The following is a 16,849-nucleotide window of genomic DNA, read 5'->3' as shown; positions in this document are numbered from 1 at the left end:
ACAATACAAAAACAAAGCAAAGGAAAATAAAATACTATTTTTTTATTTTCAAAACGAAATAAAAATGCCCTGAAAGCCAGTAAAATACTGGGGTTCAAGGGCATTTTAACTTTTGAAACTGTCAAAGACAGGATCATATGTTCTTTTACAAAGCAATAGATTATACTGTAAATCTTCTTACCGGTATCATTTAAATATTAAATGCATATTAGAATGCCTATGAAGTGAATTCATATCCTTTTCTATAAATTTCCAGGTATTTTTATATGTACCCGTAACCGCAATGTTGGAATCGGATATAAATTCAATAAATGCTTCAACTTCTCCCTCATACTTTTCTGCAAAGTCATCTGAAAGTATTTCTTTCTCATAATCTGTAAAGTCTTTCAGTTCATTATATAATACATGCTCAAGGTTACAGGAATTGAAGTAAATCCTGTAATTGATATCTTTAACTTTTCCTGTCGAATAGAGCTTTGAAAGAATTTCAGACTTATGTAGATTCCTCTTCTCTACTTCCAAAATATTAAAAGCTTCAATACGATCCTCATAATATTGTATATTCTTGACTTCACTTTTCTTTATACATTCTTTTGTAAATACACCGTCTGTATCTGCTATATGAATTATGCTGACAAAATCGCTCAAATGATATCCGTACCTACTTCTGATTTCTTCTACTTTATTTCCAATTTTTATCAGTACATTATCTCTTGTAGTATCATAGTCTGACGTAATATCACCATGAACCACTGCAAATTGAACTTCCTTAGATGAGAAATATTCTTTTAAAATACCTCCCATTGCACTTTCATCACTGGGACCTTCAACTATTACCATTACAACTTTTTTTTCTCTCTTCATATAAAAGTTTACCTGCTTTTCTGAATGCTCTGGATATCTTTAAGCTGTCTGTTTCTTCATAAATCGTCTCTTCCTGACCACCAAGAGTTATACTTCTTATATACATACTTCTTAGGTTATTTGAATCTTTAACATTTTTCATATGAATATATCTGTTATCAGGATTGACTGTCGAAAACATAATACTTTCTTTATCAAGCATCTCAAGAGCACGAAGATTATGAGATGTAAAAATCAACTGACCCTTGGCACTCTTTGAAAAAATATCCAATAACTCACCTAACAGATACTCAAATATTCCGGCATCCAACTCATCTATAACAAGGCATATTGAAGAATTGCTAAATGCCTGTATAAGAGCATTTAAAATTGAAATTATTTTAATAATACCGTCTGATTCCATTCTTATTGGGATAGGTTTCTTATCTCCTCTTACAGACATAAGCTCAACTTTCCATCCCTCTTCACCGGAGTCCAAAGTCTGCTTACCGTAGTCTTTAATATCTATTCTCATTCCCGGAATTATTGTATAAAGGACTGTATTGATTTGATCTACAATCTCCCCAAGAAGCTCCTTTCGTTCACTGTCCAATACAAAAGGCTCCATCAAAGGTACTGCAAAATCTCCTTTCATTCCTACTTTTTCTTTATCTACACGAAAAGACATCGGTAACAAAACATTAGTCGAAATCATACCTGAGTGTGAATTATCAATTACAAATAAATCTCTAACCGCAAATCTAAATAACGCCTTCAAAACAAATTCATAATTTTTAAACTTATCTGATACATTATTGAAGAAGATTTCTCTACTGTTTTCTCCAAATATATATGAACAATTACTCTTTTCAGCCATTTTCTTTGCTACAATAAGATCTGTTTTAATATCCTTATTCTTTCCAATCAATTCCTCAAGTCTTTTCTGTGGCTTAAAAATAGCTTCATTGTCATTTCTCTTATAGTCCATAAAGATATTTTTATTTGTTCTGCTTCCGTCATAATTTATTGCACAATTTATATATTCTCTATCAATAAATATTCCGTCGTCACTCTTAGCAAAAATTATATTGTATCCAACTTCATATAAAGTATTTTCACTGAATATATTAAACTCTGCATTTACCTCGGCGCTTTCTGAATCCGTATCAATATAATCAGATATTTTAGTGTCTAATTCCTCGCCAATCATAATTTGTTGAAGAAATGAAAATGTATCAACAATTGCAGTCTTTCCCGAACCGTTTTGTCCATAGATACCAAGTATTTCCGCACCGCCACAATCCAAACTTCTATCGTTTTCATGTGGCATGATAATTGTACCGTTTTTTACATTCTTAATATTTTTTATTGTTAAAGATGACAATCTAACAATACCCTTCCACATAAAACCACCTCCATATATTTATATATTAGCATATCAAATCATTTTTCTCAATATAATTCTATTTTAAGTATTTTTTATTCCTTTTTAGTATTTCCAATTCTATTTTGCTTGATTATCTATTTTATTTTGTATCCATTTATGAGCTTTCCAATGTTCTATTTAATAATATAACCCTTCTCATACTGTATTATTTTATTATTACATTATTCTTTATAAATCTTTACAATTATATTTATGGTATTTACTATGTTATATTTTTTTGTTAAAATTTCTTCGAATTTAACAAAATGGTACATGTATGTTTGATTTCTCTAACAGGCTTACATGTAAAAATACCATTATTTTGAAAGGAGTATTTTTATGAGTACTTTACAAAGTAAAAATATTGTCACATGTATAATTTTATCTATCGTAACATGTGGTATCTATGGGATTTATTGGCTTTATTGCATCGCAACTGATATCAATGCAATATCAGACGATCCTAACGCAATGTCACCTGTACTTGTTATTGTTCTCAGTTTTGTTACTTGCGGACTTTTCTTCTTATACTGGGTGTATAAATCAGGTACAATTTTGGATCAGAAGATGGTAGAGACAGGAAGAACAGCAGAAAGCCGTCCTATTCTTTATGTTGTACTTGCATTCTTCGGTCTTGCAATTGTAACATATGCTTTAATGCAGGATACTATCAATAAGCTTGCAGAAAGCGATAGCAACAAGTCTCCATTCTAATATGCAAGACAGAATTAAAAGAGTAATAAAAAATACCATTGCAATTTCTTGCCTTGGTATTTTTTTATATATACTGTATTTTATTCATATCCGTATCCCATGCGCGTTTAAGACTATAACTCATTTGGATTGTCCAAGCTGTGGGGTCAGCAGAATGTGTGTATCACTTTCTCACGGTGATATAAGGTCCGCTTTTTACTATAATCAGATACTTGTATTTCTTTTTCCTTTAATCGTAATCTACTATATTTTTTATCAATTACGATATATAAAGACCGGCCAAAGAAAAATAAGTAAACTTGAAAACAATATCATGATTGTTATAATTGTTATATTATTAATATATGGAGTAATAAGGAACCTTCCTTTTTATCCGTACAGACTACCATAAAAAGTCGGGAAAACCCGACTTTTTTATATTTCACCGTCTCTGAACTTTTGAATCATCTCATGTCCTACGCTTATATGGAAAGGCAGTACAGGTACATCTTCCCTCTCAAACCACCTTGCTTCAGATAACTCTTCTTCCTGCAATGTGATTTTGTCATCTCCGTCCAAATCCGCAATAAATGCAAGCATGATGGTATCTGAAAACGACCATGGTTGTGATTTATAAGGTCTTACATTTTTTACCTTAAGTCCGACCTCTTCCTTTACCTCTCTTGCAACAGCTTCTTCAAGTGTTTCACCTACTTCAACAAAGCCTGCAACTAAGGCATAATACTTATACGTACCTTTTGCATTCTTTGTAAGAAGCAGTTTGTTTCCGTTTCTGATCGCTACTATAACTGCAGGAGATATCTTAGGGTATTCTATGTTCTTACACTTCGGGCAAATCAATGCTCTTTCAGTCGCAGACTTTTCAGTCTTTGTACCGCAGTATCCGCAATATTTTCTGCTCTGCATCCATCTGTATACCTGTGATGCACTTACACTTGCAAAAGCCTGATAACGAGGCTCAAACTCACGCAAAACCTGTATTCCCTCCATATAGAATCCGCCAAACTCAGGAATACTTATATCATCTACCAGATAAAATTCCTCATCGTCTACAGAGTTTACATAGTAGGATTTTTCATATAAATTTTCATCTTCGTCTTCCAAATCTTCAAATCTCGGAATACTCAATGCTCCTGTCAATGCATCTTTTATAAGCATTATCTTATTGTACTCAAAATGTAAAACAAATGACTTTTTATTATTTTCCTTTGTGGCTTTCTTTCTCCTATATTCAGGATAAAATACTTTCGGATATATTTCCTGTATCATACTACTCTTTCTTTTACTGCTTAAATCTATAACTCCTGATAATTATACTTTTGTAACAGCTCATATCTCATATCCCACAGCTTCTGTGAAAGGTCAACATATGTCTCATGAGGATATGCAAGTCTCTTTGACTCATCCCAAAGGGTATCAAGCTCTTTTTTACAAAATTCTCTTATTTCCATTACCGAAGGAGATTTGTATACACATTCACCTTTTTTAAATATCGGTAACAAAAGTTCCTTAGTCTCAAATGAACCTGCATTAAGCTTTGTTCTCTTCCATGTCTCAACCGGATCAAAGAGCATAAGTGACTCGTCTGTAGACAGATTCTCCTCTTCCAAACAGATATAATCGGCTATTATCTTGCCTGTCTTTTTATTGTAAATTCTATATATTTTCTTATTTCCCGGATTTGTTATCTTCTCGGCATTCTCCGACAGTTTTATCTTAGGAATAAACTCTCCTGTTTTTTCATTCATAACTGCCGCAAGCTTATATACTCCTCCAAATGCCGGACAATCTTTTGATGTAATAAGGTTTGTACCTACACCCCATCTGTTGATTGTGGCGCCCTGCAATTTCAATGAAGATATAATATTCTCGTCCAAATCATTTGAAGCCGATATAACTGCATCCTCAAAGCCTGCTTCATCAAGCATCTCCTTGGCTCTCTTTGAAAGGTATGCAAGGTCTCCGCTGTCAAGTCTGATACCGTAATTCTTTAGAGGTATCCCGGCAGCCCTCATCTCCTTAAATACAGTTATAGCATTCGGTACACCTGATTTTAGGGTATCATATGTATCCACCAAAAGTGTACATGCTGTCGGGAAGGTCTTTGCATAGGTTCTGAATGCTGAAAGCTCATCGGGGAAACTCATTATCCAGCTGTGAGCATGTGTTCCAAGTATCGGTACGTCAAACATTCTTCCGCAAAGCACATTACTTGTTCCTACACAACCTCCTATCACAGCCGCTCTTGCACCGTAGATACCTGCATCAGGTCCCTGTGCCCTTCTAAGTCCGAACTCCATTACTCCGTCACCGTCTGCGGCCAAAACCACTCTGGCGGCTTTTGTTGCTATAAGTGACTGGTGATTTATGATATTTAAAAGTGCTGTCTCTATAAGCTGTGCCTGCATTATAGGTGCAATGACCTTTACAAGCGGTTCTCTTGGGAATATAACACTTCCCTCAGGTATAGCATAGATATCACCTGTGAATTTAAAATCTCTGAGATACTCAAGGAAATCATCTCTAAAAAGCTTTGTCTTTCTGAGATATTCAATATCTTCATCGTCAAAATGCAAATTTTCAATATAATCTATCACCTGATCAAGTCCTGCACAGATAGCATATCCGTTTTTATTCGGATTTGATCTGTAGAACATATCAAAAATAACCGTTTCGTTTACATTATTTTCCAAATGGTAGCCCTGCATCATTGTAAGTTCATACAAGTCAGTCAACAGTGTCAAATTTCTTTTTTCCATTCTATTATTCCATCCTTTTTCCGGCAACTACACAAGCCTTATCCCTATCAATCTATGCTTTATTTAGTGTATTGTCAAGCTAATTAATTTTAATCTAAGATAAATCACTTGTTTTCATTAAACAATATAAGTCCGCCCTTGCGTTTATGCCCTGTATTCCACAGCTCTTTAAAGTCAAACCATCTGTAACTTCCATAACTTACAACTTTAACCATAAATTTTTCGCCGTCTTCCTCATATCCTGTAAGTAAGAACCAATGCCACACGAAATCTTTAAATTTAGGATTTTTATGCATCAGTACAAGCATGGGTATCGGCATTTTTTTATCTATCTGAGATTTTACAATCTTAACGGCATCCTCGATATCATTATCACCTGAAAACTCAGACAAACTTATACTGTGTTCATCAATATCTTCCAAGAAATCACTTATACCGTCAACATATATCTCAAGTCTGTCTATGCCTGTCCACCTTGGCCTTAAATAAGGCTTTACATCATTTGAAAAATCCACATAATCAAGTGAGTTCACATTCTCTATATCATATGGATAAAGCTTATCTTTACCCAAATACTTTCTCATATAAACAAAGCTGTCACAGGCTGTAACACAGGCGCATCCGCCCTTATTCATCCACAGATTTTTGAAATCTTCCTGATTCCATCCGTATTTTCCGTCAATATAAAAATAATCCAGTTCTTTTTTCATATTCTCTCTAAAATTTTGGAGCAATATAATACAATCGTACTATATTGCTCCAATCTAAAATCTATAAATCTTCTTCACCAAGCAGGTCTTCAAACTCTTCCTCATCAAGAAGCTCGTCAAAAGCATCTGCAACTATCTCATATTCTTCATCGGTCTCTATATTGGTAAGCTCAGGCTGTCCGTCCTCGGTCTCCGAGTATCTGTAAAGATATACAGTCCCCTCATCATTGTCATCCTCAGGCATTACCGCAATATACTCTCTGTCTCCTGCACTGAAAATGTTGAGCACAACACATTCAAGTACAGTATCATCCTCAAGTGTTATAGATACTGAAACATTACCTTCTTCCACTATACCGTTTTCAAATAAATTCTTATCGTCCATAGTTCTCCTTTATTTTACTTGACTGTTAAGGAAGTTTAAAACTTCCTGTTTATCATTACTTATTTGGTTTTTTAATTCCTCAAGACTTCCGAATTTCATCTCAGGTCTTATATATTTATAAAGATATACCTCTATTTCTCTGCCGTAAAGGTTTGCTTCAAAGTTATACAGGTATGTCTCAACTCTTGAAATATGATTTTTTTTATCATTTTCAATACTTGGATTTGATCCGACATTTGTAAGTCCGAGATAAAGAGTATCATCATCACCGATTCTTACTCTGGATGCATAAACTCCGTACTTGGGCAGATGCTTCTGGTTTGAAGGGAAAATATTTAAGGTCGGAAAACCTATGGTCGCCCCTATCTTATTTCCCTCCTCAACAACACCGCTTATAGAGTATATTCCTCCAAGAAGCTTATTTGCTTCTTCCATATCGCCCTCATCAAGCTTTGATCTTATAAGTGTTGAGCTTATATCATTATGGAAATCATCCTTTTCCTTTTCAATTATCTTTACATCATATCCCAAAGTCTTTGACAATCTGTTCAAAAGCTCAACATTTCCGCTCTTTTTATATCCAAAAGCCGCATCAGCTCCTGCAACTATCACAGCCATACCAAGTTTTTTGATAAGGATATCTGTCAAAAACTCTTCACCTGACAGCTTTGCAATATCCATATCAAAAGGATATTCTATATAATAATCAATTCCAAGTTCTTCCAATTTTTTTTGTCTTTCCACATTTGTAAATATCTGTGTGGTATGATTATTTCTTACAATATTTGACGGTAAAGTTTTGAAAGAAAAAACTACAGTCTTTAAACCCTTTTTATTAGCCTCTTCCTTCAGTGTTCTGAATAATTTTCTGTGTCCCCTATGCTCACCGTCAAATTTCCCTATAGCAACAGCTGTTCTCTCTGTTATCTTTATGTCTGTAGTATTTATAAATGTAATCACATTATCACCTATCTATAAAAACATCTTGAATGGCTTTAATTCATCCGATTCTTTTTTATATATTGCAATAAATATGTCATTAGAATCATAGACTCTATATAAGTCACTGTCTTCAAAATCTTTTTCAAATTTTAATTTATTTCCGTTATGCAGATATTTATCAAAGTCAGGGGAGGTATTTATTTTTGGCAGGAAGGAAAAATACTCTTCCACGCTCATTATCCTTTTATCTATATTATCTCTCTCTGATTCCAGTTGTTTTAGGGTAATTGCCCCGTCTATATCAAATCTGTCCACTCTCTTTCTGACAAGAGACTCCATACAACCGCCTACCGAAAGTTTTTCTCCTATATCATGGCATAGAGTTCTGATATAAGTTCCCTTAGATACTTTGGCCTTAAACTTTACTCTCGGCAAATCCATATCGATTATATCAATATGGAAAATTTCAACTTTTCTCGGTTCTCTCTTTACTTCCTTGCCTTCTCTTGCCAGATCAACAAGCTTTTTTCCGCCTACTTTTAATGCCGAATACATAGGTGGAAGCTGCATATACTCTCCAAGAAATGAATTTATTACCTCTTTAACTTCATCCTCGGTCAAATGTGAAGTGTCTTTTTTTTCCGAAATTTCTCCTGAAGTATCCTGTGTATCTGTAGACACTCCTAAAAGCAGTACCGCCTCGTATTCTTTCGACTTGTCAGTCAACATATCCGACAATACGGTAGCATTGCCTAACAATACCGGAAGTACACCGACAGCATCCGGGTCCAATGTTCCCGAATGCCCGATTTTCTTTTGCTTAAGAATTCCTCTCATTTTTGCTACAACATCATGAGATGTAAATCCTTTTTCTTTGAATATATTTATTATTCCGTTATAAGCATTCTTAGCCATTCAATTCTTTCTCAATCATAGGCAATAGTGTGTTTTTTAAAATTTCATCAGCCTTGCCGTACACTGTAGCGCCGGCGGCTCTGATATGACCGCCTCCGCCAAGTGCAGCCGCAATACTGCTGACATTTTTATTTATAGAACGCAAACTTACTTTGTATTCATCTTTAGCGGTCTCATACATAAATAATGCAATCTCCACACCGTCTATATTTCTCAGATTGTCTATGATTCCATCCATTTTCTTTTTATCTGAAATATACTTACTCCAGGTATCATAATCCAGAACACCGTAGCAGCACTTACCTTCAAACTCCAATTTTGAATTTGTAAGTACCAGTCCCAAAAGCTTGCTCGCATTAAAATCTTTTTTAAAATATGTATCATCTATGATTTTTGTGAAATCAAAACCTTTTGAAATCAGCTCTCCGGCTATATCCATGGTTTCCTTTGTGGTGGATTGATATTTAAACACTCCGGAATCATGGACTATACCTGTATATAAGCATTTTGCAGTCTCTACACTTACTTTATCACTATCCAGCAAAGTGTACAAGAGTTCACAAGTAGAACTTCTGAAATCTTCCACTATATTAAATTTTGCAAACTTTGTATTGGTGATATGATGGTCTATGCATATGCTTTGTGCGGCACTCTCAAGCATTACACCTCTGCTTCCAAGCCTTTCTCTGTCTGACGCATCTAAAGAAACAAGTAAGTCGGCCTCCATAAACGGATCCTCACTTATCAGCTCAAACCCGTTCATAAATGAAAACTTCATTGAAGGCTTTTCAATACATACTTTTACATTCTTGTCTTCAAAATTTTCTGTTATATAGTTATACAATCCCAAGGTGGATCCTGTACAGTCTCCGTCAGGGCTTACATGACCTGTTATAGCTATATTTTTTGCATTTTCAATAAGCTCTATTAGTTTATTCATTGCCCTTCTCATCTTTTTTTATTACTTCATCTATCAGCTTGTCCATTTTCATGCCGTAAGCCAATGACTCATCCAAAACAAATTTTAATTCAGGAGTATTTCTTAAGTTTAATCTTCTTGCAAGTTCTTTTCTTATAAATCCTGAAGAAGATTTAAGACCTTGTAATGTCTTCTTTGACTGCTCATCATCACCCAATACGCTGACATAAATTGTTGCGTATTTTAAGTCTGTGGTAACTTCCGCATCTGTTACACTTGTCATAGGTGCGACTCTTGGGTCCTTTACATCACCTCTTATGATTTCAGATACGGTTTTCATTACCTCCGAGTTGATCATAGTAGACTTTAAACTGTTCTTTCTCATACATTCCTTTCTTTATTATGATCTTGGAACCTCTACCATAGCATATGCTTCTACCTGGTCAAATTCCTTAATATCATTGAACTTTTCAAATACAAGACCACATTCATATCCTGTTGCAACTTCCTTAACATCATCCTTGAATCTCTTAAGTGATGCAAGATTTCCGTCAAAGATCTGCTCTCCGTCTCTTGTAATTCTTACCTTACAGCCTCTTACAAACTTACCGTCAAGCACATAGCTTCCTGCGATATTACCTACGCCTGAAGCCTTAAAGATCTGTCTGATTTCAGCATGTCCGATAACCTTCTCCTCATAGATAGGCTCAAGCATTCCCTTCATAGCGCTCTCTATATCTTCAATTGCCTGATAGATTACTCTGTAAAGTCTAAGGTCTACATTTTCTCTTTCCGCTGTAGCCTTTGCCATCTGATCCGGCTTTACATTAAATCCGATAATAATCGCATTACTTGCAGCCGCAAGTACAACGTCACTCTCGTTAATTGCACCTACACCGCCATGGATTACCTTTACGGCAACTTCTTCATTTGAAAGTTTTGTAAGTGACTGCTTTACAGCCTCTACAGAACCTTGAACGTCAGCCTTCACAACTATAGGAAGTTCCTTGACATTTCCCGCCTTAATCTGACTGAAGAGATCGTCAAGTGAAAGCTTGGCCTTTGTATCTTCGATAAGCTTATTCTTGCTCTCCGAGATAAATGTAGCCGCAAATGCCTTTGCTTCCTTATCGTTTTCTGTAGCTACAAATACTTCACCGGCATTCGGTACGCTGTCAAGTCCCAAAATCTCAACAGGTGTTGAAGGTCCTGCCGACTTTACTTTTACTCCCTTATCATTCATCATGGCACGAACCTTACCTGAACATGATCCTGCCGCTATGAAATCTCCTACATGAAGAGTACCCTTTTGAACAAGTATTCTCGCTACAGGTCCCTTACCCTTGTCAAGCTCCGCCTCTATTACAAGACCTCTTGCTTTTCTGTTAGGATTTGCCTTAAGCTCCTTTACTTCCGCTGTAAGTATTACCATCTCCAAGAGATTTGATATACCGTCACCGTTCTTTGCGGATACAGGTACGAAAATGGTAGAACCGCCCCAATCTTCAGGTATAAGCTCATACTCTGAAAGTTCCTGCTTTACCTTGTCAATATTTGCAGCCGGTCTGTCTATCTTATTGATAGCAACTATTATTTCAACTCCTGCCGCCTTTGCATGGTTTATAGCCTCTACAGTCTGCGGCATTACACCGTCATCTGCAGCTACTACAAGTATTGCAATATCTGTAGCCTGTGCACCACGCATACGCATTGCTGTAAACGCCTCATGTCCCGGTGTATCAAGGAATGTTATAGGCTCTCCGTTTATTTTTACCATATAGGCACCGATATGCTGTGTAATACCTCCGGCTTCTCTGCTGGTAACATTAGTTTTTCTTATAGCATCAAGAAGTGATGTTTTACCGTGATCGACATGGCCCATTACAACCACTACAGGCGGTCTTGACACCAAAGTCTCTTCAGGATCCTCAGCCTCCGCCAAAAGCTCGCCGATAACATCTACCTTCTCCTCCATAGTACAGATTACATCATACTCAAGAGCAATCTCTTCAGCCTGCTCGAAAGTAAGCTCCGTATTAAGTGTAACTATCTGGCCTTTTAAGAAAAGCTTCTTTACAATTGTTGACGGCTGAAGCTTAAGCTTTGAAGCAAACTCCTTGATTGTAATTGTCTCAGGAATGATGATTTCTTTGATATCATCCTGTACCTCTTCAACCTTTTGCTTTACAGGCATTATAAACGGATGCTTGCTCACCTTGCCCTTTGCAGGACCGTCCTCGGTTCTGTGCTTCTTATCGTTCTTGTTATTATTTTTGAAATTATTCTTATTTACTCTGTTGGAAGTCTTCTTTCCTAAGCCGTCAAGTACGGGAACTCCTGCTGCAGCATCATTTTTCTTAAATCCCTGCTGCTTGTTGTTTCCGAAACTTCTGCCGGTATTCTCATCCTTGGAGAAATCCTTATTTCTGTCATTTCTGTTGTTTCTGTCATTTGAACCCTGGAAGTTTTTATTGTCTTTTCCGGCAAAGTTTCTGTTTCTGTCGTTATTTCCGGCACCGTCTCTGCCCTTTGAGTTTCTGTCGTTCTTAAAGTTTCCCTTTTGGTCCTTATCTTTGTTAAAAGGCTTTTTATCTCTGTTTTGCGGACGGGAATCCTTACCTCTTGCCTTATCTCTTTCTTCTCTTTCTTTGAAGATATTTCTTATAGGCTGAGCACTTTCCTTAGCTTTTTTAGCGGCTTCCATCTCCGCATAGACATTTCTAGGTTTAGCAGGCTCTATACTCTCTAAAACCGGTGCTTGTGCCTTCTTCTCCTCTGTAGCAACAGGTGTTTTACTCTCTACATTTGCTACAGGCTCTTTTGCTGTAACAACTTCCTCTGTCTTTACAGTCTCAACCACCTTTTCTTCTTTCTTTATTTCTTTTGAAATATCGGATTTTGAAACGTCGGTTTTCTTCTCTTCCGTAGCCTTCTTTTGAGGCTGCTTTGTTGCTTCCGCATCCTTTTTTGTATTCTTCTTAGGAGCCTGCGCAGATTTTGAACCCGACTTTTTTGCAGGCATCTGCTGTGCATTCTGCGGTCTGAATACTACAACCTTTTTCTTAGGCGCTTCCTCCTTCTTTGTTTCCGATACTTCCTGTGTAGTCTCTACCGTTCTATTGTTTTCCATATTTTCTTTATTATTATTCACTACTTTATTTCCATCTATTTTATTGAATTTTTCTCTAAGCATTTTTTCTTCATCAGCTGATATATTTGACATGGCCACCTTTGATATGCCGTTCTCCTTCAAATATGCTGTCAACTCATTATTATTTTTGCCTAATTCTTTTGCCAGATCGTTTACTCTCAATTATCATTCCTCCGTGATTTTTAATATTGCATTTTTAAATCCGTCCTCAGTTAATGTTATTGATGATCTAAGCCCTTTGCCCAAAATCATTCCCAAATCTTCCTTTGTGGAATATATTAATATAGGAACATGATAAAATTTACATTTGTCTTCAAATTTCTTCTTCGTGTTTTCAGATGCGTCCGATGCTATTATTACCAGCCTCGCTTTACCGGATTTTATGCACTTTTCAACTGAAAACTCTCCCGACACCACTTTACCTGCTTTCATAGCAAGTCCGATTAAATTTAATATCCTATCTCTTGCCAAGTTCCGCCATCTCCTCACTAAGCTTTAATAAAACATCATTATCAACATTCATCTTAAATGCTCTGTTAAGTCCCTTGGTCTTTATTGCTTTTTGCAGACAATCTATATTATTGCATATATAAGCACCTCTTCCGTTTGCTCTGCAGGTGCTGTCTAAAAGCATCTCTCCTTCAGGTGTCCTTACTATTCGTATCAATTCTTTTTTAGGCTTTGACTCATTACATCCGATGCATTTTCTTTGAGGTGTTTTATTCTTCAATGTCGTTGTCATCTTTTGTTTCTGCCTCAGCATCAAATTCTTCAGTATCCGGTGTATATCCCTCGTCAACAGGCATATCATCACTGCCGTCCAAAGAATCAAATACTCCCATTTCTCTTGCCTGGCTCTCACTCTTTATATCTATCTTATATCCTGTAAGTCTGGCTGCAAGTCTTGCATTCTGTCCTTCCTTACCGATAGCAAGTGAAAGCTGATAATCAGGAACTATTACATCAGCTTCTTTTGTTTCTTCATCCGCCACAACAGCAATTACTTTTGCAGGTGAAAGTGCATTCTCTATCAAGTATCCCGGATTTTCATCCCAGTTTACTATATCGACTTTCTCTCCTCTAAGCTCTTCCACTACAGCATTTACTCTGACACCGTCAACACCTACACAGGCACCTACAGGGTCAATATCGGCTTCATGGCTGCATACGGCAATCTTTGTTCTCGATCCGGCCTCTCTTGAGATTGACTTTATCTCTACCACTCCGTCTCTGATTTCAGGTACTTCAGACTCGAAGAGTCTCTTTACAAATTCGGGATGTGTTCTTGATACAGATATTCTCGGTCCCTTAGGATTGTCCTTTACCTCCAACACAAACACCTTCAATCTGTCTCCGAGTTTTAATTCTTCTCCTTTTACCTGCTCACTCTCTGCAAGCACGGCATCTATTCTTCCGAGATTAATTGCAATATTCTTACCCATAAATCTGGTAACAACACCGCTTACTATATCTCTTTCCTTCATATAGTAGTCGTTGAATATCACTTTTCTCTCTTCTTCTCTTATCTTTTGTAAGATAACATTTTTGGCAACTCCGGCGGCGATTCTTCCGAATTCCTTTGAAATAACCGGTACAAGTACTGTATCACCGATGCTTAAATTAGGATTTTGCATTCTGGCATCTGCAAGTGATATCTTTGTTGCCTTGTCTTCTATAGTAGGCTTGCTGCCCAAAGTCTCTACAACTTCTTTTGCCTGTATTATGGAATAATCACATGTGTCAGGATTTACACTTACCTTTACATTATCCGCTGTTCCGAAATTGTTTTTACATGCGGAAATTAAAGAGTTCTCAATAGCTTCCAAAATTGCCGCCTTACTTATATTTTTCTCTTTTTCCAGGAGATCAAGTGCCTCCAGTAATTCCTTATTCATCCTTAGTATTATCCTCCGTTAAAAATCTATCTTTAATCTGATATTTGCAATTTCTTTTTTTGTAAAGACTTCGTCTCCACCTTCTGTTTCTACGGTAATGTTTTCACCGTCAAAAGCCTTTAATATTCCTTCAAAATCTTTAACACCTTCTCTTGCCTTATAGAGCTTGAGTTCCACTTCCTTTCCAAGTTCTCTTATGAAATCCTTGTCTTTTTTCAGTGCTCTTCCAAGTCCCGGAGAGGAAACCTCCAGAATATATCCCTCTTCAATAAAGTCCTTTTCATCCAGCCAATCGCTAAGATGCCTTGAAATTTCGACACAGTCATCTATTCCTATGCCGCCTTCTTTGTCCATATCACAGTATGCTCTTAAGTAGTACTCTCCCGCCTCTTTTACAAACTCGACATCCACCACTTCAAATTGGAGCTCACTGCTAAGTTTTTCCAAGAACTCTTCCGTTCTTTTTACATAAGTTTCACTTTTGCTCATTTCTATCCTTTCATATGCATAAAAAAGTGGACCCATCGGCCCACTTTCCCGTCAAACATATTTTAATCACTATAGCACATTTCTTACATAAATGCAAGGGGAAAATCAGATTTCATACTTACTTGACCCAATTACATACTTCTAAATTTGGTACTCTCATAAACTCTTTAATATTGTTGGTTACTATAGAATAACCTAGCGACTGTGCATGAGCAGCTATCATCATATCAAGAGGACCTATCGGTGTTCCTTGTTTTTCCAAATATGTCCTTATCTTTCCATAATTATTTGCTGCATTAATATCAAAATCCAATACCTCTATATTCGACAACAGCAATGTTAGCGCAAGTCTGTTTTTATCAACTGCCATACTTTTCTCGACACCATGTATAAGCTCCGCATATGTTATAGCGGAAATACATATTTCCGTAGGATCATGTCTTTTCAGTTCTTTTACTACACTCTCCGGTTTATTCTTTATTATATATATGCATATATTTGTATCCAACATATATCTCATAGTTCTTCTCTCTTTTGATCCGAGATTTCTCCTCTGTCAGCCATAAAATCATCTGAAAACATATCTATGGCTGTAATAAATGAATCCCACTTACCGTTTTTCGGCAATAAAATCAATATATCACCAATTTTATTTACCATAACTTCATCACAGCAAAATCTATACTCCTTAGGTAATCTTACCGCTTGACTTCTACCATTTTCAAAAATTTTTGCCGACAACATAAAATCACCGTCCTTTCACAAGTAGTATATATCACGATATATATCTAGTCAATATTTATAATGCTGATCCTTATACCAAATAATACAGCTTACTGAACAATAGAATATCAATATGCATCAATATATCCTGCCAATGCATAGCCTTCAAATCCGTCATAATCTATATAGTAAAATCCGTTATCCGCTCCGCTATAAACTGTAACTATAGCTCCAAGCGGAATCTTTGTAATCTCCTCTCCCTTTGTGCTTGGAGTCCTACGAAGTGTTATATATTCATTGCATCTTACCACTTTTCCTGACCATACCGTGCTTGCTTTTGTAGATGCAACATAATGATTGTACGGGTCGACACTTAAATATGATGCCAGTGCATAACCTGTGCTTCCATTGTAACTTACTTTATAAAAACCGTTTGCCGCATTCTCCATAAAGCTTACCGCCGCACCTAAAGGTATCTGCTTTATCTCCTTTGCATTTGTGGAATCTGATACACGAAGCGTAATGCTTTCATTACAATTCACTACATAAAGAGTTGTCAAAACCTGTGCCTGAGTAGCAGCTACAGTTTGAGGCTGAGTCTCCTGCAAAGATTCTGAATGTGCAACCTCTGCTACCGTTTCCTGAACAGCAGACTTCTCAGCTATGTTGCTCTCCTCTTCCGTTCCGGACTCATCCTTACTTTCTGCTACGGTTTCAGTATCACCTCCAAATTTTATGGTAACACTTTTTGAACCGCAACCTGACAAAATACATATACTTACAAATACACAAATTAAATATATTATTTTTCTCATAAAACCTCCACTCTCCATATAATCAAGTGTTTTTTAATAAATTCAATACTTTTTGATACCTGTCATTGAATAGAACTAAGGTTATGGAGTGATCTTTACCTCATACAGGGCAGATATATAGTAATAATGGGTGCACCAAATAAAACGTCATCACTATTCGTTC

20 protein-coding genes are annotated in these 16,849 nt (G+C 36.3%); 2 read left to right on the top strand and 18 right to left on the bottom strand.

What is annotated here, in order from left to right; all coding sequences use genetic code 11:
* Positions 1 to 186 precede the first annotated feature (186 nt).
* Positions 187 to 864 (bottom strand): hypothetical protein, encoded by a 678-nt coding sequence (locus SBH76_RS13130; RefSeq protein WP_317978134.1) that lies wholly within the window; start codon positions 862 to 864, stop codon positions 187 to 189.
* Positions 827 to 2,248, bottom strand: a complete 1,422-nt coding sequence (locus SBH76_RS13125; RefSeq protein ID WP_317978133.1) for an AAA family ATPase — start codon at positions 2,246 to 2,248, stop codon at positions 827 to 829. Before SBH76_RS13125 ends, SBH76_RS13130 begins: the two co-directional genes overlap by 38 nt.
* Positions 2,249 to 2,608: 360 nt before the next feature.
* Here SBH76_RS13125 and SBH76_RS13120 point away from each other — a divergent pair, with 360 nt between their 5' ends.
* Both SBH76_RS13120 and SBH76_RS13875 read left to right on the top strand, forming a co-directional pair.
* Entirely contained in the window at positions 2,609 to 2,983 is a 375-nt protein-coding gene (locus tag SBH76_RS13120) for a DUF4234 domain-containing protein (protein ID WP_315085144.1), read from the top strand.
* 1 nt (position 2,984) lies between these two features.
* Positions 2,985 to 3,374: a DUF2752 domain-containing protein gene (locus SBH76_RS13875; RefSeq protein ID WP_317978132.1), complete on the top strand. Its 390-nt coding sequence runs from the start codon at positions 2,985 to 2,987 to the stop codon at positions 3,372 to 3,374.
* 23 nt (positions 3,375 to 3,397) lie between these two features.
* Here SBH76_RS13875 and nudC read toward each other — a convergent pair whose 3' ends face one another.
* From nudC to SBH76_RS13035, 16 genes are all read right to left on the bottom strand, one after another.
* The gene (gene nudC / locus SBH76_RS13110; RefSeq protein ID WP_317978131.1) at positions 3,398 to 4,252 is read right to left on the bottom strand and encodes an NAD(+) diphosphatase; all 855 of its coding nucleotides are present in this window, start codon (positions 4,250 to 4,252) and stop codon (positions 3,398 to 3,400) included.
* Positions 4,253 to 4,278: 26 nt separating this feature from the next.
* Complete coding sequence (locus SBH76_RS13105; RefSeq protein ID WP_317978130.1) at positions 4,279 to 5,742, bottom strand: nicotinate phosphoribosyltransferase; 1,464 nt, start codon at positions 5,740 to 5,742, stop codon at positions 4,279 to 4,281.
* A 104-nt stretch (positions 5,743 to 5,846) separates the two neighbouring features.
* Positions 5,847 to 6,452 (bottom strand): hypothetical protein, encoded by a 606-nt coding sequence (locus tag SBH76_RS13100; RefSeq protein ID WP_315085149.1) that lies wholly within the window; start codon positions 6,450 to 6,452, stop codon positions 5,847 to 5,849.
* Positions 6,453 to 6,513: 61 nt separating this feature from the next.
* Positions 6,514 to 6,837 (bottom strand): DUF1292 domain-containing protein, encoded by a 324-nt coding sequence (locus SBH76_RS13095; RefSeq protein WP_009662326.1) that lies wholly within the window; start codon positions 6,835 to 6,837, stop codon positions 6,514 to 6,516.
* 9 nt (positions 6,838 to 6,846) lie between these two features.
* Positions 6,847 to 7,797 (bottom strand): bifunctional riboflavin kinase/FAD synthetase, encoded by a 951-nt coding sequence (locus SBH76_RS13090; RefSeq protein ID WP_007593098.1) that lies wholly within the window; start codon positions 7,795 to 7,797, stop codon positions 6,847 to 6,849.
* Positions 7,798 to 7,809: 12 nt separating this feature from the next.
* Positions 7,810 to 8,694, bottom strand: coding sequence for a tRNA pseudouridine(55) synthase TruB (gene truB, locus SBH76_RS13085; RefSeq protein WP_317978129.1), 885 nt, complete (start codon positions 8,692 to 8,694; stop codon positions 7,810 to 7,812).
* On the bottom strand, positions 8,687 to 9,634 hold the full coding sequence (locus SBH76_RS13080) for a DHH family phosphoesterase (protein ID WP_317978128.1): 948 nt from the start codon (positions 9,632 to 9,634) through the stop codon (positions 8,687 to 8,689). Before SBH76_RS13080 ends, truB begins: the two co-directional genes overlap by 8 nt.
* Positions 9,627 to 9,998: a 30S ribosome-binding factor RbfA gene (rbfA, locus tag SBH76_RS13075; protein WP_007593104.1), complete on the bottom strand. Its 372-nt coding sequence runs from the start codon at positions 9,996 to 9,998 to the stop codon at positions 9,627 to 9,629. The genes SBH76_RS13080 and rbfA overlap by 8 nt, the downstream gene beginning before the upstream one ends.
* 15 nt (positions 9,999 to 10,013) lie before the next feature.
* Positions 10,014 to 12,926 (bottom strand): translation initiation factor IF-2, encoded by a 2,913-nt coding sequence (gene infB / locus SBH76_RS13070; RefSeq protein WP_317978127.1) that lies wholly within the window; start codon positions 12,924 to 12,926, stop codon positions 10,014 to 10,016.
* A 3-nt stretch (positions 12,927 to 12,929) separates the two neighbouring features.
* A complete protein-coding gene (locus tag SBH76_RS13065) occupies positions 12,930 to 13,235 on the bottom strand; it encodes a L7Ae/L30e/S12e/Gadd45 family ribosomal protein (protein ID WP_007593108.1) in 306 nt (101 codons plus the stop codon).
* Positions 13,222 to 13,506 (bottom strand): RNase P modulator RnpM, encoded by a 285-nt coding sequence (gene rnpM / locus SBH76_RS13060; RefSeq protein ID WP_317978126.1) that lies wholly within the window; start codon positions 13,504 to 13,506, stop codon positions 13,222 to 13,224. Before rnpM ends, SBH76_RS13065 begins: the two co-directional genes overlap by 14 nt.
* Positions 13,484 to 14,659 carry a transcription termination factor NusA gene (nusA, locus tag SBH76_RS13055; RefSeq protein ID WP_317978125.1) on the bottom strand — a complete coding sequence of 392 codons (1,176 nt, stop codon included), beginning with the start codon at positions 14,657 to 14,659 and terminating at the stop codon, positions 13,484 to 13,486. Before nusA ends, rnpM begins: the two co-directional genes overlap by 23 nt.
* Positions 14,660 to 14,677: 18 nt before the next feature.
* A complete protein-coding gene (rimP, locus tag SBH76_RS13050) occupies positions 14,678 to 15,184 on the bottom strand; it encodes a ribosome maturation factor RimP (protein ID WP_317978124.1) in 507 nt (168 codons plus the stop codon).
* An 82-nt stretch (positions 15,185 to 15,266) separates the two neighbouring features.
* Complete coding sequence (vapC, locus tag SBH76_RS13045; RefSeq protein ID WP_317978123.1) at positions 15,267 to 15,668, bottom strand: type II toxin-antitoxin system tRNA(fMet)-specific endonuclease VapC; 402 nt, start codon at positions 15,666 to 15,668, stop codon at positions 15,267 to 15,269.
* A complete protein-coding gene (gene vapB / locus SBH76_RS13040) occupies positions 15,665 to 15,892 on the bottom strand; it encodes a type II toxin-antitoxin system antitoxin VapB (RefSeq protein WP_317978122.1) in 228 nt (75 codons plus the stop codon). The genes vapC and vapB overlap by 4 nt, the downstream gene beginning before the upstream one ends.
* A 107-nt stretch (positions 15,893 to 15,999) precedes the next feature.
* Positions 16,000 to 16,686, bottom strand: a complete 687-nt coding sequence (locus SBH76_RS13035) for an SH3 domain-containing protein (protein WP_317978121.1) — start codon at positions 16,684 to 16,686, stop codon at positions 16,000 to 16,002.
* Positions 16,687 to 16,849: the final 163 nt, after the last annotated feature.

The organism is Lachnoanaerobaculum sanguinis (assembly GCF_033242365.1).
Classification (GTDB): domain Bacteria; phylum Bacillota; class Clostridia; order Lachnospirales; family Lachnospiraceae; genus Lachnoanaerobaculum; species Lachnoanaerobaculum sanguinis.
The sequence above is the reverse complement of the archived record's forward strand: the minus strand, read 5'-3'. Positions and strand labels throughout refer to the sequence as shown.

Bases quoted from the DNA above. Each gene is read 5' to 3' on its own strand.
- SBH76_RS13130 (WP_317978134.1), bottom strand. From the start codon at position 864: ATGAAGAGAGAAAAAAAAGTTGTAATGGTAATAGTTGAAGGTCCCAGT.
- SBH76_RS13125 (WP_317978133.1), bottom strand. From the start codon at position 2,248: ATGTGGAAGGGTATTGTTAGATTGTCATCTTTAACAATAAAAAATATT.
- SBH76_RS13120 (WP_315085144.1), top strand. From the start codon at position 2,609: ATGAGTACTTTACAAAGTAAAAATATTGTCACATGTATAATTTTATCT.
- SBH76_RS13875 (WP_317978132.1), top strand. From the start codon at position 2,985: ATGCAAGACAGAATTAAAAGAGTAATAAAAAATACCATTGCAATTTCT.
- nudC (WP_317978131.1), bottom strand. From the start codon at position 4,252: ATGATACAGGAAATATATCCGAAAGTATTTTATCCTGAATATAGGAGA.
- SBH76_RS13105 (WP_317978130.1), bottom strand. From the start codon at position 5,742: ATGGAAAAAAGAAATTTGACACTGTTGACTGACTTGTATGAACTTACA.
- SBH76_RS13100 (WP_315085149.1), bottom strand. From the start codon at position 6,452: ATGAAAAAAGAACTGGATTATTTTTATATTGACGGAAAATACGGATGG.
- SBH76_RS13095 (WP_009662326.1), bottom strand. From the start codon at position 6,837: ATGGACGATAAGAATTTATTTGAAAACGGTATAGTGGAAGAAGGTAAT.
- truB (WP_317978129.1), bottom strand. From the start codon at position 8,694: ATGGCTAAGAATGCTTATAACGGAATAATAAATATATTCAAAGAAAAA.
- SBH76_RS13080 (WP_317978128.1), bottom strand. From the start codon at position 9,634: ATGAATAAACTAATAGAGCTTATTGAAAATGCAAAAAATATAGCTATA.
- rbfA (WP_007593104.1), bottom strand. From the start codon at position 9,998: ATGAGAAAGAACAGTTTAAAGTCTACTATGATCAACTCGGAGGTAATG.
- rnpM (WP_317978126.1), bottom strand. From the start codon at position 13,506: ATGACAACGACATTGAAGAATAAAACACCTCAAAGAAAATGCATCGGA.
- nusA (WP_317978125.1), bottom strand. From the start codon at position 14,659: ATGAATAAGGAATTACTGGAGGCACTTGATCTCCTGGAAAAAGAGAAA.
- rimP (WP_317978124.1), bottom strand. From the start codon at position 15,184: ATGGGTCCACTTTTTTATGCATATGAAAGGATAGAAATGAGCAAAAGT.
- vapC (WP_317978123.1), bottom strand. From the start codon at position 15,668: ATGAGATATATGTTGGATACAAATATATGCATATATATAATAAAGAAT.
- vapB (WP_317978122.1), bottom strand. From the start codon at position 15,892: ATGTTGTCGGCAAAAATTTTTGAAAATGGTAGAAGTCAAGCGGTAAGA.
- SBH76_RS13035 (WP_317978121.1), bottom strand. From the start codon at position 16,686: ATGAGAAAAATAATATATTTAATTTGTGTATTTGTAAGTATATGTATT.